General features: G+C 76.5%; 20 protein-coding genes. 7 read left to right on the top strand and 13 right to left on the bottom strand.

The window, feature by feature from the left end:
- Positions 1-123: 123 nt before the first annotated feature.
- Positions 124-1221, top strand: coding sequence for a sorbosone dehydrogenase family protein (locus J5O08_RS07960; protein WP_218706347.1), 1098 nt, complete (start codon positions 124-126; stop codon positions 1219-1221).
- A gap of 88 nt (positions 1222-1309) precedes the next feature.
- Here the strand turns inward: J5O08_RS07960 and J5O08_RS07955 are convergent, their stop codons facing one another.
- Both J5O08_RS07955 and J5O08_RS07950 read right to left on the bottom strand, forming a co-directional pair.
- The gene (locus J5O08_RS07955; protein ID WP_218706346.1) at positions 1310-4237 is read right to left on the bottom strand and encodes a glycoside hydrolase family 3 protein; all 2928 of its coding nucleotides are present in this window, start codon (positions 4235-4237) and stop codon (positions 1310-1312) included.
- 129 nt (positions 4238-4366) lie between these two features.
- On the bottom strand, positions 4367-5080 hold the full coding sequence (locus J5O08_RS07950; protein ID WP_218706345.1) for a LytTR family DNA-binding domain-containing protein: 714 nt from the start codon (positions 5078-5080) through the stop codon (positions 4367-4369).
- 119 nt (positions 5081-5199) lie between these two features.
- On the opposite strand from J5O08_RS07950, the gene J5O08_RS07945 reads away from it, so the two are divergent.
- A complete protein-coding gene (locus J5O08_RS07945) occupies positions 5200-5817 on the top strand; it encodes a TetR/AcrR family transcriptional regulator (RefSeq protein ID WP_218706344.1) in 618 nt (205 codons plus the stop codon).
- Between the two features lie 105 nt (positions 5818-5922).
- Here the strand turns inward: J5O08_RS07945 and J5O08_RS07940 are convergent, their stop codons facing one another.
- From J5O08_RS07940 to J5O08_RS07920, 5 genes are all read right to left on the bottom strand, one after another.
- The gene (locus J5O08_RS07940) at positions 5923-7287 is read right to left on the bottom strand and encodes an MFS transporter (protein ID WP_218706343.1); all 1365 of its coding nucleotides are present in this window, start codon (positions 7285-7287) and stop codon (positions 5923-5925) included.
- A 28-nt stretch (positions 7288-7315) separates the two neighbouring features.
- The gene (locus tag J5O08_RS07935) at positions 7316-8275 is read right to left on the bottom strand and encodes an NAD(P)-dependent alcohol dehydrogenase (RefSeq protein ID WP_218706342.1); all 960 of its coding nucleotides are present in this window, start codon (positions 8273-8275) and stop codon (positions 7316-7318) included.
- A gap of 59 nt (positions 8276-8334) precedes the next feature.
- A complete protein-coding gene (locus J5O08_RS07930) occupies positions 8335-9165 on the bottom strand; it encodes a GNAT family N-acetyltransferase (RefSeq protein ID WP_218706340.1) in 831 nt (276 codons plus the stop codon).
- Positions 9166-9277: 112 nt separating this feature from the next.
- Positions 9278-10444, bottom strand: coding sequence for a GDSL-type esterase/lipase family protein (locus J5O08_RS07925; RefSeq protein ID WP_218706338.1), 1167 nt, complete (start codon positions 10442-10444; stop codon positions 9278-9280).
- Positions 10441-11031, bottom strand: coding sequence for a TetR/AcrR family transcriptional regulator (locus J5O08_RS07920; protein ID WP_218706336.1), 591 nt, complete (start codon positions 11029-11031; stop codon positions 10441-10443). Before J5O08_RS07920 ends, J5O08_RS07925 begins: the two co-directional genes overlap by 4 nt.
- 72 nt (positions 11032-11103) lie before the next feature.
- Between J5O08_RS07920 and J5O08_RS07915 the strand changes: the two genes are divergently transcribed.
- From J5O08_RS07915 to J5O08_RS07905, 3 genes are read left to right on the top strand one after another with little or no spacing between them, the layout of a single operon-like run.
- Positions 11104-11946, top strand: a complete 843-nt coding sequence (locus J5O08_RS07915; RefSeq protein ID WP_308281469.1) for an HAD hydrolase family protein — start codon at positions 11104-11106, stop codon at positions 11944-11946.
- A 50-nt stretch (positions 11947-11996) separates the two neighbouring features.
- Positions 11997-12452 carry a hypothetical protein gene (locus J5O08_RS07910; protein ID WP_218706333.1) on the top strand — a complete coding sequence of 152 codons (456 nt, stop codon included), beginning with the start codon at positions 11997-11999 and terminating at the stop codon, positions 12450-12452.
- Positions 12341-12763 carry a hypothetical protein gene (locus J5O08_RS07905; protein ID WP_218706332.1) on the top strand — a complete coding sequence of 141 codons (423 nt, stop codon included), beginning with the start codon at positions 12341-12343 and terminating at the stop codon, positions 12761-12763. Before J5O08_RS07910 ends, J5O08_RS07905 begins: the two co-directional genes overlap by 112 nt.
- Before the next feature lie 18 nt (positions 12764-12781).
- On the opposite strand, the gene J5O08_RS07900 is transcribed toward J5O08_RS07905, so the two are convergent.
- Complete coding sequence (locus tag J5O08_RS07900; protein ID WP_218706331.1) at positions 12782-13051, bottom strand: hypothetical protein; 270 nt, start codon at positions 13049-13051, stop codon at positions 12782-12784.
- 148 nt (positions 13052-13199) lie between these two features.
- Between J5O08_RS07900 and J5O08_RS07895 the strand changes: the two genes are divergently transcribed.
- Positions 13200-13535: a PadR family transcriptional regulator gene (locus tag J5O08_RS07895; RefSeq protein ID WP_218706330.1), complete on the top strand. Its 336-nt coding sequence runs from the start codon at positions 13200-13202 to the stop codon at positions 13533-13535.
- On the top strand, positions 13535-14707 hold the full coding sequence (locus J5O08_RS07890; protein ID WP_218706329.1) for a hypothetical protein: 1173 nt from the start codon (positions 13535-13537) through the stop codon (positions 14705-14707). The genes J5O08_RS07895 and J5O08_RS07890 overlap by 1 nt, the downstream gene beginning before the upstream one ends.
- A 143-nt stretch (positions 14708-14850) precedes the next feature.
- On the opposite strand, the gene J5O08_RS07885 is transcribed toward J5O08_RS07890, so the two are convergent.
- From J5O08_RS07885 to J5O08_RS07865, 5 genes are all read right to left on the bottom strand, one after another.
- Positions 14851-16047, bottom strand: coding sequence for an acyltransferase (locus J5O08_RS07885; protein WP_218706328.1), 1197 nt, complete (start codon positions 16045-16047; stop codon positions 14851-14853).
- 133 nt (positions 16048-16180) lie between these two features.
- Entirely contained in the window at positions 16181-17806 is a 1626-nt protein-coding gene (locus J5O08_RS07880; protein WP_218706327.1) for an MFS transporter, read from the bottom strand.
- Between the two features lie 109 nt (positions 17807-17915).
- Positions 17916-19034, bottom strand: a complete 1119-nt coding sequence (locus tag J5O08_RS07875) for a hypothetical protein (protein ID WP_218706326.1) — start codon at positions 19032-19034, stop codon at positions 17916-17918.
- Entirely contained in the window at positions 19034-20008 is a 975-nt protein-coding gene (locus J5O08_RS07870; RefSeq protein ID WP_218706325.1) for a signal peptidase I, read from the bottom strand. The genes J5O08_RS07875 and J5O08_RS07870 overlap by 1 nt, the downstream gene beginning before the upstream one ends.
- A 139-nt stretch (positions 20009-20147) precedes the next feature.
- Positions 20148-20894, bottom strand: a complete 747-nt coding sequence (locus J5O08_RS07865) for an alternate-type signal peptide domain-containing protein (RefSeq protein ID WP_218706324.1) — start codon at positions 20892-20894, stop codon at positions 20148-20150.
- Between the last annotated feature and the right edge of the window lie 7 nt (positions 20895-20901).

Raw genomic sequence — 20901 nt, 5'->3', positions numbered from 1 at the left:
GCACCCCGTCCGCGCGCGCGTCCCGGGCGCGGCGGGGACGATGGCCGGGGCGGCGCGTGCGGCGCCCGCACCCGCCCGCACCCGCCCGCAGCCGACCGCACCGCCCCGACGACGGGAGGACCGATGCGCTGCACACGGCTCGCCGCGGCCGCCGCCCTGCTCGCGGTGGTCCTCGCGACGGCCTGCAGCCCGCCCGCCGCCGAGCCCGCCGACCCGGGGCCGCCCGCGGCGCCCGCGACGCCCGCGGCGCCGGGACCAGCCGCTACCCCGGGCGCGGCCCCCGAGGACGTGCTGACAGGGCTTGACGTCCCGTGGTCGGTGGCCTTCCTCGGTGACACGCCCCTGATCAGCACGCGCGAGCGCGCCGAGGTGCTGGAGCCGGCCGCCGACGGCGGGACCCGCGTCGTCGGCACCGTGCCCGACGTCGCCCCGTCCGGCGAGGGCGGCCTGCTCGGTCTTGCGGTCGCCGACGGGTACCTCTACACCTACGCGACCACCGCCGACGGCAACCGCGTCGACCGGTTCCCGCTCGAGGGCGACCCCGGCGCGCTGCGGCTCGGGCCGCGCGAACCGGTGCTCGACGGCATCCCCGCCGCGTCGAAACACGACGGCGGCCGGATCGCCGTCGGGCCCGACGGGATGCTCTACGTGGGCACCGGCGACGCCGGGCAGAGGGACGCGGCGCAGGACCCCGGGTCCCTCGCGGGCAAGATCCTCCGCGTCACCCCGGACGGCGACGTCCCCGCGGACAACCCGTTCCCGGGCTCGCCGGTGTGGAGCCTCGGCCACCGCAACGTCCAGGGCCTCGCGTGGTCCGACGACGGCACGCTGTACGCGACCGAGTTCGGCCAGGACACCTGGGACGAGCTCAACGTCATCACCCCGGGCGCGAACTACGGCTGGCCGGTGGTCGAGGGGGTCGCCGGGCGGGAGGGGTACGTCGACCCGGTCCAGCAGTGGACGCCCGACGCCGCTAGCCCCAGCGGCGTGGCCTTCCTCGACGGGACGCTCTACGTGGCGAACCTCAAGGGCTCGGTGCTGCGCGCGGTGCCGGCCGCGGAGCCGGGCACGGCCGTCGACCTGTTCGCGGGGACCTACGGGCGGCTGCGGGACGCGGTCGCGTCGCCCGACGGGTCGCTGTGGCTGGTCACGGGCAACACCGACGGCCGCGGCACCCCGCGCACGGGCGACGACCGGATCCTGCGCGTGCCGCTCCGGTAGGCCCGGCGCGACCTCAGCAGGGACGGGTCGAGGCCGGCACCCGGGGGTGCCGACCTCGACCCGCTGCCGTCGCCGGCGGTGAGCCGGCTCAGCTCGCCGGCGCCTCCGCGTCCACGCGCGTCGCCGCGCGCGGCCCGCCCGGCGTGCCGCCGCCGGAGCGCCGCTGCCGCACGAGCTTCCGGGTCACCAGGACGACCGCGCCGACCAGCAGCAGCCCGACGAGGACGTCGGCCGCGTACAGCGCCCACTTCCACGGCGGGGTCACGGCGACAAGGCGGCTGTCGGCGGCGAGGCCGTTCATCGCGTTCGACGCGGTGACGGCGTAGCCGATGTTGTGCGCGGCGCGCCGCATGTCGGCCACGACCGAGGGGGTCATCTGGTCGTCGGTCAGCTTCCAGAGCGTCGCGTCGGTGTTGAGCCACAGGTCGGTGCCGGCGTCGAGGCCCGCGCGCAGGTCCTCGTAGGCGAACACGTCGAACGAGGCCTGGTCGGTGACGACGACGCCCTCGAAGCCCCACTCGTCGCGCAGCGCGCCGGTCATCAGCCCGGCGTGCGCGCCGCTCCAGGTCGCCCCGAGGCGGTTCATCGACGCCATCATGCCGCGGGCGCCGCCGTCCCGGACGGCCATCTCGAACGGCGCCAGGTAGAGCTGGCGGACGGCCTGCTCGTCGGCGAACGTCGCGAGCCCGATGCGGTCGGTCTCCTGGTCGTTGAGCGCGAAGTGCTTCATGAAGACGAGCACGCCCTTCGACTGCGCGCCCTCGACGACCGCCGCGCTCATCGCGCCGGACAGCACCGGGTCCTCGGAGTAGTACTCGAAGTTCCGGCCGCTGTACGGCGAGCGGTGGATGTTCGCCGCCGGTCCGTACCAGCCGGCGACGCCGAGGTCGAGGGAGTCCTCCCCGATCGCGGCGCCGAACTCCTCGGCGAGGGCGTCGTCCCAGGACGAGGCCAGGACGATCGCCGGCGGGTAGCCCATGCCGCCCTGGCCGCCGACGAGCGTGTCGGAGATGCCGGCGGGGCCGTCCTTGTCGACGGTCGCGGGCAGCTGGATCGAGTCGACGCGCTTGGTGGCGTAGCCGCCGATCCGGGTGAGCTCGTCCAGCTCGGTCACGGTCATCTGGTCGAGCAGCGCGTCCCACGACGGCGAGTCGTAGGGCTCGCCCACCAGGGTGGCGGCGGACAGCTCGCCGTACTCCTCGCTCACGGTCCCGGTGGCCGGCATCTCGGCGTCCGGGTCCTCGACGTCCGGGATCTCCAGGTCCGCGAGCAGCGCGTCGGGGGCCTCCCAGGCGCCGCCGGCGTAGGTGGTCGGCCAGGTGCCGGTCCAGTCGGATCGGCTCAGGTAGGTGAAGGCCTCGTCGTAGGTCCGCAGGTCGACGTCGTCGAACTGGTTGGTCACCGACGCGCCGGTCTCGGCGGACACCGCGTACGTGGTGGCGTCGAGGGCGTCGACGGTCGTCGACCAGGCGAACGCCGCGTCGCCGTCCGCGTCCATGCCGTCGGCGGTGGTGAGGCCCTTGGCGGCGAGGATGTTGTTGAGCGCGACGTGCGCGTCGGTGCCGGCGGCCAGGTAGTGGTCGCCCGCGTCGACGACGTAGGTGCCGGCGCCGTCGGCGTCGTAGGACTTCATGAGCTCGCGCGGCACCTCGACGGTGACCGTCTCGGACGCACCCGGCTCCAGGGACCCGGTCTTGGCGTACCCCGCCAGCTCGACGGCCGGCTTCTCGACGCCGTGCTCGCGGTCGACGTCCGTGTACGGCTGCTGCAGGTAGACCTGCACGACGTCCCGGCCCGCGACGTCGCCGGAGTTGGTGACGGTGACCGCGACCTCGAACGCGTCGTCGCCCTCGGTCACGGCGTAGTCCGACCAGTCGAAGGTCGTGTACGACAGGCCGTAGCCGAACGGGTACTGCACGGCGGTGGCGTAGTCGAAGTCGCCCACGCCCGCGGCGCCGAGGACCGCGTCCTCGTACCGGGTCTCGTAGTACCGGTACCCGACGTACACGCCCTCGGCGTAGACCATGTACTTGTTCCCACGGTCGACCTCGGAGTTCGTGAGGTCGTACGAGCCCAGGTTCGCGATGCTCGGGGCGCTCGTCGAGTCGTAGGCGTAGGTGTCGACGAGCGCGCCGGACGGGTTCACCGCGCCGGTGAGCACCTGACCGACCGCGGCGGCACCGGTCTGGCCGAACGAGCCGACCCAGAGAGCCGCGCTGACCGGGTACTCCTCGAGGAAGCCGAGCTCGACCGGGTTCTGCGTGTTCAGCAGGACGACGACGGTCTCGAAGTCGTCCGTGACCGCCGCCAGCAGGTCGCGCTCGTCGGCGGTGAGCTGGAGGTAGGTGCCGTCGCCGGCGTCGCCGGTCGCGATCAGGTCCTTGCTCTCGCCGCCGGAGCGGCCGAGCACGACCACCGCGGCGTCGGCGTAGTCCGCGTACGACGCGCGGACCTCGTCGGTGTAGACGCCCTGCGGGACCTCGTTCACCGCGAAGGCGCCCTCGCCGTACACGTCGGGCGTGGTCTTGCGGTAGTCCTTGCCGGCGCCCGACTCGTAGAAGTCCCACAGCGTCGGGTTGACCTCGAACCCGGCGTCCGCGAACGACTGCTCCAGCGTGACGGCCTTCGACGTGTCGACGGAGCCGGCGCCGCCGCCGCCGTAGACGGGGTCGACCGCGTCCTGGCCGAACACGCTGATCCGCGCGCCCTCGGCCAGCGGCAGGGACCCGTCGTTCTCCAGCAGGGTGATGCCGCCGGCGGAGATCCGGGTGCCGACGTCGGCGAGGTGCGCCTGGCGGTCGTCGTCGGACGTGAAGTCGGAGGTGAAGTACTCGGCGTCGGTGCCGTCGGCCGAGACCACCTTCTGGGTGGGCTGGTCGAGGTAGACCGAGATCAGGTCGGAGTACTTCGTGGCGTAGGCGTTGCCGACGACGAGCCCGCCGGCGAGCGCGGCGCACAGGACGTACGCGCCGACCGCGACGGGTGTCGACAGCCGCCTGGGCTGCTTCGTGGACATCGATGGCCTCATCTCTCACGGGTCGTCGACTGCGACGCCCTGGGGTGCGCGGCGATCGAAGCACCGGGACCGGGCCGGGCCCGGGGCCGGGGAACAACTCGCGTCCCGCGGCGCACAACCTGTCGCGCGTCAGGCGCCCCGGGCCGCCAGCCGGTCCGTGAGGGCGGCGAGGAACGCGGCGCGGTGCGGGCGGCTCACCGGCACCTCGCGCCCGGTCACCAGCCGGCAGGTCGCCTGCCGGACGGCCACGACGTGCCGGAGGTTGACCAGGTAGCCGTGGTGGCAGCGGAAGAAGCCGTGCGGGGCGAGGTCGCGCTCGCGCTGCTTGAGCGGCCCGGCGACGGCGTACCGCCCGTCGAGCGTGTCGACCACGACTCGGCGCCGGGACGCCTCCAGGCAGACGACGTCGGCGGTGCTCAGCCGCAGCGGGCCGTCCTCGGTCACCAGGTCGACCGTGGCGTCCGCGCGGGACCGCGCGCGCTCGACGGCCCGGTCGAGCTCGCGCGCCAGCGCGTCGTACGACACCGGCTTGAGCAGGAAGCCGAGAGCGCCGACCGCGTAGCCCCGGACCGCCTGCGCCGCCGCGTTCGTGACGAACACGATCGCGACGTCGGGGTCCCGGCGGCGGACCAGCTCGGCCGCGCCGACACCGTCGAGCCCCGGCATCTCGATGTCGAGGAGCAGCAGGTCCGTGCCGGGCCGGTACCCGGCGACGAGGCCCGTCCCGTCCACGTGCCGCCGGACGTGCAGCGGGACGCCGCGCTCGGCCTGGTACCGGCGCAGCGCGGCGGTCAGGCGCTGCGCGGCGACGTCCTCGTCCTCGACGACCGCGACCTCGATCATCGGCGGGCTCCTCGCTCCGGGGCGGTGCGCGGGGTGCGCGGCGCCGTGGCGGGTCGAAAATCTAGCCCGCTTGTTTTTCGATGTCGAGGGTGATCCGCTCGCGTCGCTAGGGTGTCGCCATGCCCACCGAGACCCGCCCCCGGCGTGGCCCGTACGGCAAGACGCGCGGCCGCGTCGAGACCCTCGGCCGCGTCGCGTACGAGCTGGTCGTCGAGGCGGGCCACCGGAGCCTGACGATGGCGGAGGTCGCCCGGCGCGCGGCGCTCACCGAGGCCCAGGTGCTGCACCTGTTCCCGTCCCGCGACCACCTGCTGGTCGCGGCGCTCGAGCACGCCGACGCGCGCCTTCGTCCGGAGCCCGGCTCGCCCGGCCTCGCCGAGGTGCCCGACCCCGAGGCCACCCTCGCGGCGGCGATCCGCGCCCAGCACTCCGACCCGCACGTCGTCCGGCTGTTCGCGAGCATGTGCGCCGAGGGCCTCGACCCCGGCCACCCCGCGCACGCCTGGCTCGTCGAGCGCACCCGGCGCACGGTCGCGAGCTACGCGCAGATCCTCCGCGAGCTGCAGGCGACCGGGTGGGCGCACCCGGATGTCGATCCGCAGCGGTTCGGCCGGCAGCTGGTAGCGCTGTGGGACGGCGCGCAGGCGCAGTGGCTCCTGGACCCGTCGACCGACCTCGGGGCCGAGGTCGCGGCGGGGCTGCGGGTGCTCGCGCGGGGGCAGCGCCCCGGCGCGTGAGGTCGTCACACGGGCGTGAAGTCGTCATCAGGCCGTGAGGTCGTCACGAACGAATGACGACCTCGTCGCGTCGTGACGACCTCACGGTGCTGCGACCGCCCGCGCTCACCCCCGGCGCGGCGCCAGCGCCCGGTCCACCGCCGCCAGGACCGTCGCCCCCGCGCCGGCGGCGAGCACCAGCCAGCCGATCGCGTGCAGCCCCGCGTCGGTCGGCTGCTCCCCGAAGACCAGGCCGGTGACCGCGGACGACCCGATGGCGGCGAGGTACACCGAGGTCCGCGACAGCCCCGAGGCGGTGCCGATCTGGTCCGGCGGCGCCTGCCGGTACAGCGCCGCCTGGTTGGACACCGACGCCAGCCCCTGCGGCACCCCGAACACGGCGGCGACCACCAGCAGCAGCCACACCGGCGACGCCGAGGTGAGCACGAGCAGCAGCGTCCCCCCGGTGACCGCGAGCGCCCCCGCGACGACCAGCGGCGGCCGTAGCCGGGTGTTCCGCGCGACCACGACGGACGCCAGCCCGGCGAGCACCGCCGTCGGCAGCTGGAGCAGCCCCGCGGCGTCGGGGTCGTAGCCCGCGGCGCCCTGGAGCCACTGCGAGTAGCCGTACACCACGGAATAGGCCGCGAGGTAGACGAGGAACATGCGCGCGTAGGTCCGGGTGAGCGCGCCGTTGCGGGCGAGCATCCGCACGTCGACGAACGGCGCCGCCCTCCCCCGCTCCCAGCGCACGAACGCGACGAGCAGCGCGACCGCCACGGCGAGCAGCCACCACTGCGGGCGCGCGAGCTCGAGCAGGAACACGAGCAGCGCCGCGAGGCCGGCGGCGAACAGCAGGATGCCCACGGCGTCGACGCCCGCCCGCGGCCCCGGCGCTTCCCGCGGCGGCCGCTCGTCGTCGCTCGGCACCCAGGCCGCCGTCATCGCCAGCGCCGCGAGCGCGAGCGGCACGTTGACCAGGAAGATCGCCTGCCAGTCGAAGGCCGCGACCAGCACGCCGCCGAGCACCGGCCCGACCGCGGACGTGGTGAGGCTCGCGATCGACAGCCCGGAGAGCAGCGCGGGCGGCGTCGGTCGGCCGGCCCGCCGGGACTGGTCGCTGATCAGGGTCATCGCCGACGGGTACGCGGTGGACGTGCCGAGCCCGATGAGCACCCGTGCGGCGAGCACCCCGCCGAACCCCGGCCACAGCAGGGGCAGCACGCCGGCGACCAGCACCCCGCCCAGGCCGGCGGTGTAGACCCGGCGGGGGCCGAGCAGGTCGGCGAACCGGCCCATGACCGGCTGGGCGACGGCGCTCGCCAGGTACAGGCCCGCGACCAGCCAGATCGCCCGGGACGTCGGGATGCCCAGGTCCCGGGAGATCGGCACCAGCGCGACCGAGATCATCGTGGTGTTGATCGGGTTCAGCACGGGGCCGATCAGCACCGGCGCGACGAACCGGGGACCGAATCCGCGTTCTGAGGGCACGACCCCCCACGCTACGTCGTCGGGGCCGTCACGCCCGCGGGAGCACGACCGCCTTGCCCAGCGCGCGCCCGGCCCCGACGTCCGCGAGCGCCGCGGGCGCCTCGTCGAGCCGGTACTCGCGGTGCACGTGCAGCCGGACCGACCCCGCCAGGCAGCGGTCCGCCATCGGCGTGAACGCCGCCGGCCCCTCCCGCACCGCCAGCACGCCGATCCGCCGCCCGGAGAGCGCGCCGACCACGGCGCCCCCGACGAGCACCCGCAGCAGCGCCCGGGTGGTCCCGCCGACGCACCGGTACCGGCCGCCGGGTGCCAGGGCGCGCCGGTACGCGAGGACCGAGCGGTGGGCGACCAGGTCGAGCACCAGGTCGTACCCGGCGGCGGTGCGCGTGAAGTCGTCGACCCGGTGGTCGAGCACCACGTCCGCCCCGAGCGAGGCGACGAACGCGGCCTTGCTCGCGTTGTCGACGCCGGTGACGTGCGCGCCCGCGGCCTTCGCGAGCTGCACGGCCAGCGACCCGGCCCCGCCGCCCGCACCGTTCACCAGCACCCGGGAGCCCGGCCCGACGCCCGTGACGCCCTGGAGCGCGATCGCCGCCGGCTGCGGGATCGCTGCCGCCTGCACGGCCGACAGCCCGGGCGGGCGCAGCGCCAGCGCCGACTCCCGCGCCAGCGTGCACTCCGCGAGGCCGCCCTTCAGCGCGAGGTTGTCCCCGTAGACGTCGTCGCCGACCCGGAACCGGGTCACCCCGGCACCGACCGCGGCCACCCGGCCGGCGACGTCGGAGCCGAGCACCCGGCGCGCGGGCCTGCGCAGCCCGCCGATCCGGGAGTAGGCCGGGGAGCCGCGCAGGCACTCCCAGTCCGAGAGGTTGAGCCCGACGGCCTCGGTCTCCAGCAGGACCTGACCGGGACCGGGCTCCGGGACGGGCACGTCCGCGAGCCGCAGCACGTCGGGAGGGCCGTAGCGGTCGTACACCAGGGCGCGCACGGCACGATCCTGGCAGCCGGGCGACGCGGGGTCGAGACCCCTCAGCGGCGGGCGGCGCCTCACCCGGTCCGGCGGAGGTGGTAGTACGGCAGCCGCACGGTCGGCCGGAACCCCGCCGACAGCGCGACCCGCACCGACGCCGCGTTGTCCTCCCGGCACGACCACACGGGCGTCAGCCCGGCACCCAGCACCGCGTCGACGAACGCGCCCGCCACGCTCGCGGCGAGACCCCGCGCCCGGAACGGGGCCGCGGTCTCGATGCCGATCTCGAGCTCGTCCCCGGTGCGGTACGACGTGAACGCGATCGCGCCGACCGCGCCGTCGGCCGCCCGCTCCGCCACGACACCGCCGCCGTGCGCGAGGAACGCCGCGTCGTCCGGCCAGAACCCGGCGGGCGCCACGGAGCCGGACCAGCCGAAGTCGGCGGCGGTGGCCGCACGGGTGCGCCAGCCCGACGGCAGCGGCCGGGCTGCGCGAGGCGCGGCCGGGTCGTGCCGGAAGTTGAGCCGCACGTGCCGGGCCGCCGCGCCGGGGGCCGCCGCCCCGGGCGCGTCGAAGGGCACCGCCCGGAGCGCGGCGTCCCAGCCGAGGCCGGTCCAGCGCGGGTCCACCTGCAGCCACTCCTCGGCCGGTCCGGCCCCGCCCCGCAACCGCACCAGCACCGCGTCGAACGCCTCGTCCACCGCCGGGCCCCAGACCAGCGACATGCCGTACCCGTGCACGGCGTGGAACGCCCTCGGGGCGTCGGCGCGGTCGCACCACAGCGCACCCGGCGCGGTCCCGTCCAGCACCGCCCGGGCGAAGCCGGTGTTCACCGGCACCCCGGCCAGCTCCCGGCGCGCCCGAGCCCGCAGGTCCTCGTCGCACGGGTCCCGCAGATCGACCTCCACACGGCGACCCTCGCAGGGAGCGCCGGCCCGCCACCAGGGCCACTCGGCGGGAAGTGGATCCCGCCGCACGCCGAGCGCCGACCCCCGCCCGCGGAGGCGGCGCCCGCCGGCGTCAGCCTCGGACCGTCCCCGACCGCGCGAACGGCCTGCCGGCCGCGAACACCTGCGCCGCGAACCGCTCGCCGATCAGCCGGTGCGTCGCGGGGTCCGGGTGCAGACCGTCGGGCAGCGGGTGCTCCTCCGCGTCCGCGGCCCCGTAGAGCGACAGCCCGTCGAGCAGGTGCAGGTGCGGGTCGTCGGACCGCCTCCCCACCACGGCCGCGAGCGCGTCCCGCACGACCCGGAGCGTCAGGCGCCCGTTCGACAGGTCGTCGCCGCCGGTCGCCACGAACCGCACCCGGCCCGCCGCGAGCTCCGCGACGTCGAACGCCCCGGGCCCGGGGGTGTCCTCGTGGATCCCGCAGAAGATCGGCGTCACCAGCACGAGCGGCGTGTCCGGGTGGCCGTCGCGGATCGTGTCGAGGAACCCGTGCACCGCCGCCTCGAACGTCCGCCGCCGCATCCCGTCGAGGTTCACGACGTTGATGCCGAGCGCCACGCTGACCAGGTCGGCCGGGGCGTCCCGGATGACGCGTGCGGTCGCCGGGTCGACGAGGGCGCTGCCGCCGAGGCCGAGGTTGCGCAGGTCGACCCCCCCGAGGCGCGCCGCCAGGGCGGGCCAGGTGCCGGACGGCGTCGCGGCGTTGGAGCCCTGGCTGATCGACGACCCGTGGTGCACCCACACGGACCGGTCGGCGGCGGGCCGCACGGGCGCGTCGGCGCGCAGGGCGACGACCTCGACGGACTCGTTGTGCGGGAGCCAGACCTCGACGGCCTTCTCCCCCGCGGGCAGCCCGGCGAACGAGACGGTCTGCGGCGCGCCGGCCAGCAGCGCGGACGCGCCGGTCGCGAGGTCGGTCTCGACGGCGTCGCCCGCGGTCAGCGGCTCGCTCGCGTGCACGACCCCGTCGACCACCAGGTCGACCGCTCCGCGGGGCCGATCCACCTGCCGGTAGGTGAGCCGAGTCGGGTGCAGCACGACCTCGACCGCCGTCGCGGTGGTCGTGAAGGCCAGCCGGACGCCGGAGGGCTGCGCCTCCATCGCGGCGAGCTGCGGGTCGCCGAGCTGCCGGTCCACCCACGCGGGCAGCCGGTGCGGCCGCAGCCCTCGCGCGGTGGGCTCGGTCCGGTCGGCGCCGCGGACGAGCGCGGCGAGGTCGGTCAGGGGGACGTCGATCATGCGGGGATGTCCTCGAGGTCGGGGGCGGGCCAGGCCCGCAGGAGGGCGTCGAGCGCGTCGACCGTCCGGCCCCACGAGTCCGCCGGGGCGGGCGCGCTGTGGTCGAAGCTGCCGATGCGCTCGAGCTGGACGAAGCCGTTGATGGTGCTGCCGAGCAGCCGGATCACGTGCACGCGCTGGTCGGCCGGGACGGCGTAGCCGCGGAGCAGGGCGTCGGTGAGCGCGACGACGTCCACCGCCGAGGGCGCGGCGACGGCGGCCGGGCCGGCGCGGCGCTGCATCGCCGCCCACCGGCCGGGGTGCTCGCGCGCGTAGTCGCGGAACGCGTCGGCGTACCCCCGCAGCGCATCCCGGCCCGACCGCCCTGCGATCCCGGTGGCGATCCGGGCGGCGACCTCGCCCATCGCGAGCGCGGTGACTCCGTCCAGCAGGGCGGCCCGGTCCCGGACGTGCGCGTACAGGCTGGCGGTCTGCACGCCCAGCCGCCGCGCGACGGCGGACAGCGTGAGCGCGTCGAAGCCGGCCTCGTCGGCCAGCGCCGCGGCGTCGGCCACGACGAGGGCGGGGGTCAGTCCGGCGCGGGGCATGCGCCCAACCTACACCGTGTAGGTGGAAACCTCAAGGGCGTAGGCGTGCGCGAGTGCGAGAGGATGGGCCTCGTGACTCCCGCGCCCTCGGCCCCCCGGTACGTGTTCCTCGACGTCGACGGGACCTACGCGCACCACGGCGAGGTCCCCCCGGGCCACGAGCGCGTGGTCCGGGCGGCCCGGGCCAACGGGCACCGCGTGCTGCTGTGCACCGGGCGGCCGAAGTCGATGCTGCCGGACCAGATCCGCGCCGCGGGCTTCGACGGGATCGTGGCGTCCGCCGGCGGGTACGTCGAGGTCGACGGCGAGGTGCTGCGCGACCAGCGGTTCCCCGCGGACCTCGCGGTGCACGCGATCGAGGTCCTCGACCGGCACTGCGCGGCCTACCTGCTGGAGGCCCCCGACGCGCTCTACGGCCGCCCCGGCGTCGACGAGCGGCTGGGCGAGCTGCTGGACGGCCACTTCGGCCGCGGCGGCGCCGACGGCGCGGCGAGCCCGCTGGAGATCCTGAAGGCGCTCGAGACGCCCGACGACCTCGGGTCCTGCTCGTTCGCGAAGATCACCTACTTCGGCGCGGCGATCCCGTGGCCGGAGCTCGGCGCGGAGCTCGGGGACCAGCTCGGGATCCTGCCCAGCTCGATCGCCGCGATGGGCGAGTCCGCCGGCGAGATCTACCTGCGCGGCGTGCACAAGGCGCTCGGCATCGAGGCCGTCACGGCGCACCTGGGCGTCCCGCGCGAGGACGTGATCGCGTTCGGCGACGGGCTCAACGACCTGGAGATGCTGGAGCACGCCGGGACCGGCGTGGCCATCGAGGGCGCCGACCCGCGGGTGCTCGCGGTCGCCGACCTGGTCGTGGCCGGGCCGCAGGTCGAGGGGCTGGTCGAGGGGTTCGCGCGCGTGGGCCTGGTCTGACCCCCCGGAACCCGCCCGCCGAGGCGGGTCGCTGGCCTAGCGTGGCGGTGATGAGCCAGCCCAGCGCCCCGCCGCCCCCGCTCCCGGCCGCTCCGGAGCCGCGCCCCGTGCCGCCGTCGTCGACCGCGCACCTCGTGGTGCGGCTCGCCCTGCTCGTCGCGGTGCTGGCCTCGGTCGCGTACGCGCTGCTGCGCCCGGTCGGCGCCGACCGGTCGGGCCTCGGCTCGTACGACGCCCCGGACGCCCTGATCGCGCTCGCGGTGCTCGTCGCCCTCACCGCCACGATCATCGCGAGTCCCGAGCCCCGGCTGGCGACCCGGTGGGCGTGGTTCTGGCTCGTCGCCTACGTCTGGCCGGCGGCGGTCGTCTACCTGCTGCTGGAGCCGACGGCGGCGTGGCGGCGCGCGTCGGCGCGGGCGCCCGGGCGCCGGCTGACGGGCGGCTGGGGCTTCCTGATCGGGCTGCTGCTGGGCACGCCGCTCACCGCGCTCCTCGCCTGGCGCTGAGGCCGCGGGTCGAGGAGCTCCCGAGCCGGTCGAGCCCCGCGTGGCAGCTGTACCTCGCGCTCGGTGCGCTCGTCGCCCTGCCGCTCACCCTGGTCGCCGGGCCCGAGCCGCGGCTCGCGACCCGCTGGGCCTGGTTCTGGCTGGCCGTGCACGCGTGGCCGGTCGCGATCGCCTACCTCGCGCTGGAGCCGACGCCGGTGTGGGACCGCCGCGGGCGCACCGCACCGGAGCGCCGGCTCACCGGCGGGTGGGCGTTCCTGCTCGGACTCCTGCTCGGCCCGGCGCTGCTGCGCGCGCTCGCGGGCGCCTGACGGGCCCGGCGCCCGGCGTCACCAGCCGGCGACCTGCCGCAGCCCCTCGGCCGGCGTGAGCTGCACGAGCGAGAAGCCGCCCGCGTCCTCGACCTCCAGGCTCACCGCGACGGCCCGCCCGCGCTGGTGCCGGCCGACCCACTCGAGCACCTCGAGCACGTCGCCGCCGTCGACGAGCCGCCAGCGCTCGGCGGGCGCGCCCGCCGAGGCCAGGAAGTCGACGACGTACACCGGGTGCTCCACCTGGACCCACGAGTACCGCGTGCCCACGTCCCGAACCGCCTGCATCCGCCCGACCTCTCCCGCGCGCGACCGATGGCACCGAGTGTGGCGCCCGGAGATGAACGCCGGGCGTCCGGGAGATGGGGACTTGCTGTGCGCTGCTCCGCCCGGGTGCCCCTTGTCCTGATGCATCGCGACGCGATATATATCGCCCATGGCGATGCGACTCACCGAGCAGGCCTACCTGGTGCTGCTCGCCCTCGCGGACGAGCCCCGGCACGGCTACGGCGTCGTCCAGGAGGTGGGCGCGCTGTCCGGCGGCACGGTCCGGCTGGGCGCGGGCACGCTCTACGGGATCCTGGACCGGCTCGTGGCCGCCGGCTACGCCGAGGGGTCGGGCGAGGTGGTCGTCGACGGGCGCCTGCGCCGGTACTACCGGCTCACGCCCGAGGGCCACGACGCGCTCACTGCCGAGACCGCCCGGCTGTCGGCGCTCGCCCGGCGCGCCGACCGGCTGCTCGGCGGCGTCCCCCGGCCGGGGATCGCCTGATGGGCCCGGGCGTGGACGCGGCCTTCGCGCGGTCGGTCGCGCGGTGGCTGCGAGCGTACCCGCGGCGGTGGCGGGCGGCGCGGGCGGACGAGATCACCGCGGTGCTGGCCGACCTGGCGCCCCCGGGCGCGCGGCGCCTCGACCTGCGCTCGGGGCTGGGCCTGCTGGTCGCGGGCTGGCGGACCCGGTGGCGAGAGCACCCGCCGCTGCTCGCGTACCTCGGGTACGTCGCGCTGGAGCTCCGGCTCGACCCCCGGTACCGGGACTGGGCGCGGGACGACATCGAGGGGACGTGGTTCGTCGTGCGGCGGTGGGTGGTCGCGTTCGCGGTGGTCGGTGCGATCGCCTCGACGCCGGTGCTCGGCGGCAGCACCCCGCTGCTCGGCCTGCTCCGCGGGTGGGCCCCGGTGATGCTGCTCGGCATCGCGATCTGGGGCGGCCACTGGCGCGCCCGGATGGTCGCCCGCCAGCTGGTCGTGCAGCCCGGGGAGACGGTCACCCCGAGCGGGCGGATCCCCGGGATCGTCGCGCGACCCCGGGTCGAGGCCCGGTCGTGGATCGCGGCGGCGCGGGTGGTCGCCGTGACCGTGCTCGCGCTGTGCGTCGTGACCCTGGCGGTAGCCCCGTACCGGACGTCCGCCGTGCGGGAGGGCGCGGAGCTCCAGATCACGTCGACGCCGATGACCGCCGGCGCGCGCGGCCTCGGGCTCGGGCTCGCGGTGCTCGGCGTGCTGGTGGGGCTCGCCGTCCGGCGACGGGCCGGGGCACGCGTGCGGGCGTGGCGGCCCGTCGCCCAGCCGCACCGGTGGGTGGTCCCGCTCGGCCCCGCGGGACGCAGCCGGCTCGCGGCGGCGGTCGGCGCCGGCGCGCTCCTGACGCTGTGGGCGCCGGGGCTCGCCGCCCTGCTCGCGGGCCTGGTCGCCGCGCTGGCGGCCGCCGCGCTGCCGGTGCTCGCCGCCGCTGGCCGGGCCCTCGACCAGGGCCGCACCGGCGTCGTCGCGGGGATCGACCTCGTGCGCGCCCTGCGCCGGCGGCCCGACCGGGCCGACGCGCCTGTCGACGGGTACCTGCCCGCGGCGGACTGGCTCCCGGTCGGCACGGTCGTCCCGCTGCCCGGGGACCCGGCGCCCGCCGCCCGCGCGCCGGGCACGGCGCTCGACCGCCGGGGCTGAGGCCCGGCCGCGGCGCCGAGGTCGGTGGTTCGGCGCGAGATCGGTGGTTGTACCCACCGATCTCGGCGCGAACCACCGACCTCGGTGAGCGGGAGCGGCGGGGCGGGGCGGGCGGGGCGGGTGGGGCGGCCGGGCCGGGGTCGTCAGGGCGCCGGGGCCGCGCGGCGGGTCACGCGTCCGCCGACCGCGCGAGCCAGGCGGTGGGACGGTCGCTCGACCGCGCGGAAGAAGCCCTCCGCCAGCAGCAGAGACGCCGGCACGGTCAGCAGCAGCACCGCGGGCGACGTCCAGCCCGTCAGGTAGCCGACCGCGACGACGACCGGCTCGTGGACCAGGTAGAGGCTGAACGACCGCGTCCCGAGCCAGCGCACCGCCGGCCGGCTCAGCGGCCGGGCGAGCGGCCCGAGCGCCGCGACCACGAGCAACCCCGCGCCCGCCGCCTGCAGCACGCGGGTCAGCGCGACCACGCCGTGCGGCACGTCCACCCGCGCCCCGCCCAGGTCCAGCAGCCAGTAGCTCGTGGTGAGCAGCACGGCCCCGACCAGCACACCGGCCCAGGCGACCCGGCCCCAGCGCGCGGTGACGGCGGCGACCCGGTCCCGCCCGGCCGCCAGCACGCAGCCCACCGCGAACAGCGGCAGCTGGTAGAGCGCGCCCAGCGCGTAGGGCTGGTCGACCGGCCCGGTCGCCGCGCCCACCCAGGCCACGGCCGCGAGCGCGCCCACCACCAGCGGCGCCCAGTGCCGCAGCCGGGTCGCCGCGAGCACGAACAGCGGCAGCAGCAGGGAGAACAGCACCTCCCAGCGCAGCGACCACAGCGCGGTCATCGTCGAGCCCGCCGGACCGACGAGCAGCAGCAGGTCGCCGAGGACCCCCGCCCGGCCGACGTCCCCGTGGAACGTGAGCCACGGGCTGAGGCCGGCGGTGTCGCCGACGGGCACCGCGAACCGCAGGGCCAGCGCCAGCACGACGGCGGCCCACACCGGCAGGTACAGCCGGAGCAGCCGCTGCGGGTAGTACGGCCCCCACCGGTGACCGGGGCGGGTCGCGGCGACGGTGAGCACGAACCCGCTGAGGACGAAGAACACCTGCACCGCGACCTCGCCCTCCCACAGCAGGTGCAGCGGCGTCGCCGACACGGCCTGGACGAGCGCGCTCCGCGGGGCGGCGGGGTCGTCGTGCACCGTCATCAGCGCGGGCGTGAGCAGCAGCGAGTGGTGCACGAGGACGAGCAGCGCCGCGACGCCGCGCAGGCCGTCGAGGCCCGGCAGCCGGCGACTGCCCGCGCCGGCTGCCGGCGCGCCGGGGACCGCGCCGCGGACGGTCGTGGGGACGGACATCGCCACCTCCGGGTCGGGGGCCGTCCCGGGCGGCCGACGGCGCCCGGCGTCGCGACCCGAGAGTCTGTTGATAGCCCAGCACCCGGGCACAACTGTCCGTTTTGTGGGTTTTTCGCCCGAATGGACGTACGGGTCAGCCCGCCCGGCCCGCGTCCTCGCCTGCGCGGTACCGCGGGAGCCGGCTCGCCGGCAGCGCGGCCACGGCGCTCAGGCCGGCGAGCACCAGCAGACCCACCCGCAGCGTGTCCAGCCGGACCTGCTCGTTGACCGCCACCGCCGCGTCGACCTGCGCCGGGTCGGCGTCGGTCCTGGACTCCAGCGCCGCGCGGAGGTCGTCGTTGCTGACGAAGTCGACGGAGTCGAGGTCGACCTGCGCCACCAGCGACGGCGGCAGCTCCGGGTGCGCGAGCACGGCGCGCCCGACCCCGAGCCCGAGGATCGTGACGAGCAGCGCGCCGACCAGGGCGGTGCCGACGGCCGACGCGAGGTTCTGCGTGGTCCCGCGGATGGCGCCGACGTCCCCGGCCTGCTGCCGCGGGGCGGCCGTGACCAGCACGTTGAACACGATCGTCACCAGCGCACCCTGGCCCACCCCGAACACGACCAGCCCGAGGACGGTGGGCAGCGTCTCCCAGTTGTTCGTCACGACCAGCGACAGCCACGTCAGCGCCGCGGTGGTGAGCCCGAAGCCCGCGAGCGCGATGGTGCGCGGCGGGAACCGGCCGTACAGCCGGACGACGAGCGTGGCGACGACGAGCACCGTGAGGTTGAACGGCATCATCGCCAGGGCGGTGTCGAGCGGCGTGCGCCCCTGCACGATCTGGATGTAGAGCGGCACGGTGAAGTTCAGCGCCGCCTCGAGCGCGACCACGGTGAACATCGCGTAGACCGCCGCGCGCTCCTGCGGCGACCCCAGCACCGACAGGTCGACGAGCGGGGTGCGCCCGGCCGCGACCCGGCGGCGGGTCCACCGCACGAACGCCTGCCCGAGGACGACGCCGAGGACCACCAGGACCGGGGCCGGCGAGACCCCTGCGACGTCGAACGGCGCGCCCGGCGCGGCGAGCAGCAGTCCCCACGCGTCGAGGTTCTGGAAGCCGACGGACACCAGGACCACCCCGGCGCCGACCAGCACCGCGCCGACCGCGTCGACCCGGACCCCCGGGTCCCCGGGCACCGGGGGCAGCCGGGTGCTCAGCACCAGCACGGCCACGGCGAGCGCCAGGGCCACGCCGAACACGGGGCGCCAGCCGACGAGCGTGCCGAGCACCCCGCCGAGCAGGAACGCGGCGACCCCGGCGAGCGCGCGCGCCGACCCGAGGGACCCGACGGCGGTGGCCCGCTGGTCGCCGACGTAGCTCTGGGCGATGAGCGCGACCAGCGAGGGCACGATCACCGCGGCGGACGCGCCCGCGAGCGCCTGCGCCGCGATGACCCACCCGACTGCCGGCGCGAGCAGCATGAGCAGGCTCGACACGGCGAACGTCCCGACGACCACCCGGAAGGCGCGGACCCAGCCGAGGCGCTGCCCCACCTTCGCCCCGGTCATCACCAGCGCGGCGACCGACAGGCCGTAGGTCACGATCGCGCCGCTCACGGCCGTCGGGGGGACCCCGAAGTCGGCGACCATGCCGCCGATCGACACCGGCAGCGCGGCCAGGTTGAAGGCCATCAGCACCTGCGCCAGGAACAGGCAGACGAGCGGCAGCCACGACGCGCGCCGCCCGGCGGGCGCGTCCGCCCGGATCCCCTCGCTCATGCCCCGCGCCCTCCCGGCCGCCGTCGGGTCACCGGCCCGTGCGGGCGGTGGGCCCAGCGTGCTCCCACCTGCGCGGGGACGTCCAGGGCGGGACGGGCGGCGCGGCCGGTCAGCGCGCAGGCTCGACCGGCTCCCGGCCCGGCTCCCGATCCTGCGCCCGGTCCTGCGCGCCGAGCCGCGGGCGGGCCCAGCAGTCCCCGCACTCCACCAGGCGCGACCCGTCCTCGGCGTGGTGCACCGTCCAGCGGTCCGCCCGGTCGACGCGCCCGCCGCAGACGTCGCACACGGTGCGCCGCCGGTTCAGCGCCCGCAGCAGCCAGCCGGCGAGCAGCAGGCCGAGCAGCAGCAGGACGGCGCCGAGCAGCTGGGACCCGGTGACGGCCAGGCCGCCGTCGGGGCCGGGCTCCGCGGGCTCCTCCGGGTCGACCGGCTCGGGGCCCGGGTCGACGCCGGTCTCGCCCTGGAGCTGCGCCAGCACCCGGAAGTGCAGCACGGTCGAGTCGGCGCCGCCGCGCTGGCCGGTCTCGTCGGCGGGCATGGTGAACCCGACCGTGACCGGGACGGTGCCGCCCTGCGGCACCCGCGCCTCCGCGATCGTCGGCTGCCGCTCGGCGTGCAGGGCCGCGAACCGCTCGGTGCCCTCGACGCCCGCGACGTCCCAGTGCAGGTCGATCGCCTCGCCGAGCCCGGGGTTCGGGGAGCCGGCGGGGACCTGCTGGTCCAGCAGGAGGTCGACGGACAGCACCGCGTCCTCCGGGCCGTCGTTGCGCAGCGTGAGGGTGCGCTCGACGCGGTCGCCGGGCGAGGCGACCCGGTCGCCGACGAAGTCCGCCTCGACGGTGGTGTACCGCTCGCCCGTCCAGTCGAGGTGCACGGTCGGGCCGTCCCACTCGGCCGCGATCGCGCCCGGCACCACGGTGCCGTCCGTCGCGGACGCGCCGCCTCGGGTCCCGCCCGCGGCACCGTCGCCGGCCGCGCCGTCGCCCGCGTCCGCGGACGCGCCGGAGGAGCCGACGCCGTCGGACGACCCGGTGGTCGCTCCCCGGCGCTCGCCGGTGATCGGGGTGAGGCCGGCGGCGGTGAGCGCGCCGGCGCCCGTCAGCAGCAGCACGAGCGCGAGCGCCCAGGCGAGCGTGCGCCCGCGCCGGGACAGGCCGCCCCCGTCGACGCGGACCACCTGGGGCTGCGCCCCGGGGCCGGCCGGGAGGAGCACGGTACGGGAGGACATCACGCCTCGATTCGGTCGAGCGGCTGCGCTGCGGGGAGGGACGCGGGCACGGGGACCGGCGCCGTCGGGGGCTGGGGGTCGTGCTCGGCCCGGACGTCGACGTCCGGGCCGAGGTCGAGGGCGCGGTGCAGGTCGTGGTGCAGGTCGTGGTGCAGGTCGCGGTCGGACCAGGCGGGGCCGGCCTGCAGCCGCGCGAGCTCCAGCTCGCGCTCCCGCAGCTCCAGCTCGCGCTCGCGCAGGTCGAGGTCCCGCTCGCGCAGCGCGCGCTCGTGGGCGAGGTCCTCGGCGTCGAGGGCCGGCACGGCGGGCGCGGGCGCGGCGGGGGCGGGCGCGACGTCGACGGGGACGCCGCCGGGGCCCGCCGGCCCGTCGGTGCCGCCCGGCGCAGCGTAGATCCGGGTGCGGGGCTTGCGCGTGCCGGACGCGATGCCGAGGGCGACCAGCGCCAGCGCGGCGACGACGACCACGGCCTGGATGTTGTCCCCGACCCACTGCCGCACCCAGCCGAGCTTCGGGACGCCGTACTGGAACACGCCGCGGACCTGCTCCGGCGACACCGGCTCGTCGACCGCGGAGTTCGCGTCGCCCTGCGTGACGAGCCGGCAGGAGGTGCCGTCGTCGAAGGTGCCGATGGTCTTGCCGATCACCCGGTGGCTGATGAGCGCCGGGTCGTTCGGCTCGGGGAAGAACGTGACGATCTCGCCGACGCCGACCTCGGCGCAGACGTCGGCGGCGTCGACGCCCCTGACGACGATGACGTCGCCGGGCGCGAAGGTGGGCTCCATGGAGCCGGTGAGCACGGTGAGCGAGGCGCCGCCGGACAGCCGGGGCACGACGGCCAGCGAGAGGACGAGGCCGATCAGCACGAGCGCCAGGGCCGTGCCGACCGCGTGGCCGGCGATGCGCCACGGCGAGTCGTACCAGGCTCCGGAGACCCGCACCGGGCGGTTCTTCCTGCTGACGCGCGTGCCCATCTGGCGGCTCCTCCTGGCTCGTGCTGCGGTCGGGGTCGTGCGGCGGGCGGCGCGGGTGCGCGGGTCCGCCTGGCGCTCCACGCGCCGGGACCGGCCGCGCCGCGACCCCGAGGGGCCGCGGCGCGGTCGGTGCTGGGGCTCAGTCCTCCGGGGTGCCCGGGATGAACTGCGCGCCGGTGTCGCGGACCTGGTTGAGCGACAGGGTCAGGTCGGCGAGCGAGTCGGTCACCGTGACCTCCTCGCGGTCCGGGGTCTCGGCGTCGAACGTGCCGTAGACGACCACGGAGATCTCCTGCGTGGTCTCCTCCATCTGGAGGACCAGGTTGCCGTCGGCGTCCGGCAGACCCGCGTCCTGGCCGGCGCGCGGCGCGGCCAGGTACATCAGGGCGGTCTCGCCGTCCGTCGGGAGCTCGGCCTCCGCGGCGAGCAGCTCGCCGCCGAGGTAGACCTCGTAGGTCCAGTCCATGCGCTCGTTGACCAGCGAGTTCTCGCCGAAGCCGTCCAGCGTCAGCTGGCCGACCAGGTTGTCGCCCTCGAGGGTGGCCTCGGCGGAGAACGCCGCGGCGACCTTGTCGCCGGGCACGATCCGCCAGGTGTCGGCGTCGTCGATCACGTGGCCGAGCTGCGAGCCGTCCGTGCCGGTCACCGTCTCGGTGGCGTCGGCGCGGTCCGCGGAGACGTCCCAGAACGTGGTGTCCTCGAGCGCGACCAGGTTCAGGTCACCGGCCGTGACCGAGCCGCCGCCGAAGTCGGCGTTCGCCGACCACAGGGCGAAGGTCGAACCGCCGAGCAGCAGCGCGGTGCCGCCGGCGACCCACAGCATGCCCTTGCGGCGCTTCTTCTCCTCGGTGACGACGACGACCGGGGCGTTGGTGGTGGTGCTCATGGTGGGT

The sequence above is a fragment of the Cellulomonas sp. PS-H5 genome (genome assembly GCF_019265565.1).
In the GTDB taxonomy this organism is placed as follows: domain Bacteria; phylum Actinomycetota; class Actinomycetes; order Actinomycetales; family Cellulomonadaceae; genus Cellulomonas.
Note: the sequence above shows the minus strand (reverse complement) of the source record. Positions and strands in the feature narration are given on the sequence as shown.

Excerpts from the sequence above, each read along its gene's own strand:
- J5O08_RS07960 (WP_218706347.1), top strand. The coding sequence starts at position 124 with ATGCGCTGCACACGGCTCGCCGCGGCCGCCGCCCTGCTCGCGGTGGTC.
- J5O08_RS07955 (WP_218706346.1), bottom strand. The coding sequence starts at position 4,237 with ATGTCCACGAAGCAGCCCAGGCGGCTGTCGACACCCGTCGCGGTCGGC.
- J5O08_RS07950 (WP_218706345.1), bottom strand. The coding sequence starts at position 5,080 with ATGATCGAGGTCGCGGTCGTCGAGGACGAGGACGTCGCCGCGCAGCGC.
- J5O08_RS07945 (WP_218706344.1), top strand. The coding sequence starts at position 5,200 with ATGCCCACCGAGACCCGCCCCCGGCGTGGCCCGTACGGCAAGACGCGC.
- J5O08_RS07925 (WP_218706338.1), bottom strand. The coding sequence starts at position 10,444 with ATGATCGACGTCCCCCTGACCGACCTCGCCGCGCTCGTCCGCGGCGCC.
- J5O08_RS07920 (WP_218706336.1), bottom strand. The coding sequence starts at position 11,031 with ATGCCCCGCGCCGGACTGACCCCCGCCCTCGTCGTGGCCGACGCCGCG.
- J5O08_RS07910 (WP_218706333.1), top strand. The coding sequence starts at position 11,997 with ATGAGCCAGCCCAGCGCCCCGCCGCCCCCGCTCCCGGCCGCTCCGGAG.
- J5O08_RS07900 (WP_218706331.1), bottom strand. The coding sequence starts at position 13,051 with ATGCAGGCGGTTCGGGACGTGGGCACGCGGTACTCGTGGGTCCAGGTG.
- J5O08_RS07895 (WP_218706330.1), top strand. The coding sequence starts at position 13,200 with ATGGCGATGCGACTCACCGAGCAGGCCTACCTGGTGCTGCTCGCCCTC.
- J5O08_RS07890 (WP_218706329.1), top strand. The coding sequence starts at position 13,535 with ATGGGCCCGGGCGTGGACGCGGCCTTCGCGCGGTCGGTCGCGCGGTGG.
- J5O08_RS07885 (WP_218706328.1), bottom strand. The coding sequence starts at position 16,047 with ATGTCCGTCCCCACGACCGTCCGCGGCGCGGTCCCCGGCGCGCCGGCA.
- J5O08_RS07880 (WP_218706327.1), bottom strand. The coding sequence starts at position 17,806 with ATGAGCGAGGGGATCCGGGCGGACGCGCCCGCCGGGCGGCGCGCGTCG.
- J5O08_RS07875 (WP_218706326.1), bottom strand. The coding sequence starts at position 19,034 with ATGTCCTCCCGTACCGTGCTCCTCCCGGCCGGCCCCGGGGCGCAGCCC.
- J5O08_RS07870 (WP_218706325.1), bottom strand. The coding sequence starts at position 20,008 with ATGGGCACGCGCGTCAGCAGGAAGAACCGCCCGGTGCGGGTCTCCGGA.
- J5O08_RS07865 (WP_218706324.1), bottom strand. The coding sequence starts at position 20,894 with ATGAGCACCACCACCAACGCCCCGGTCGTCGTCGTCACCGAGGAGAAG.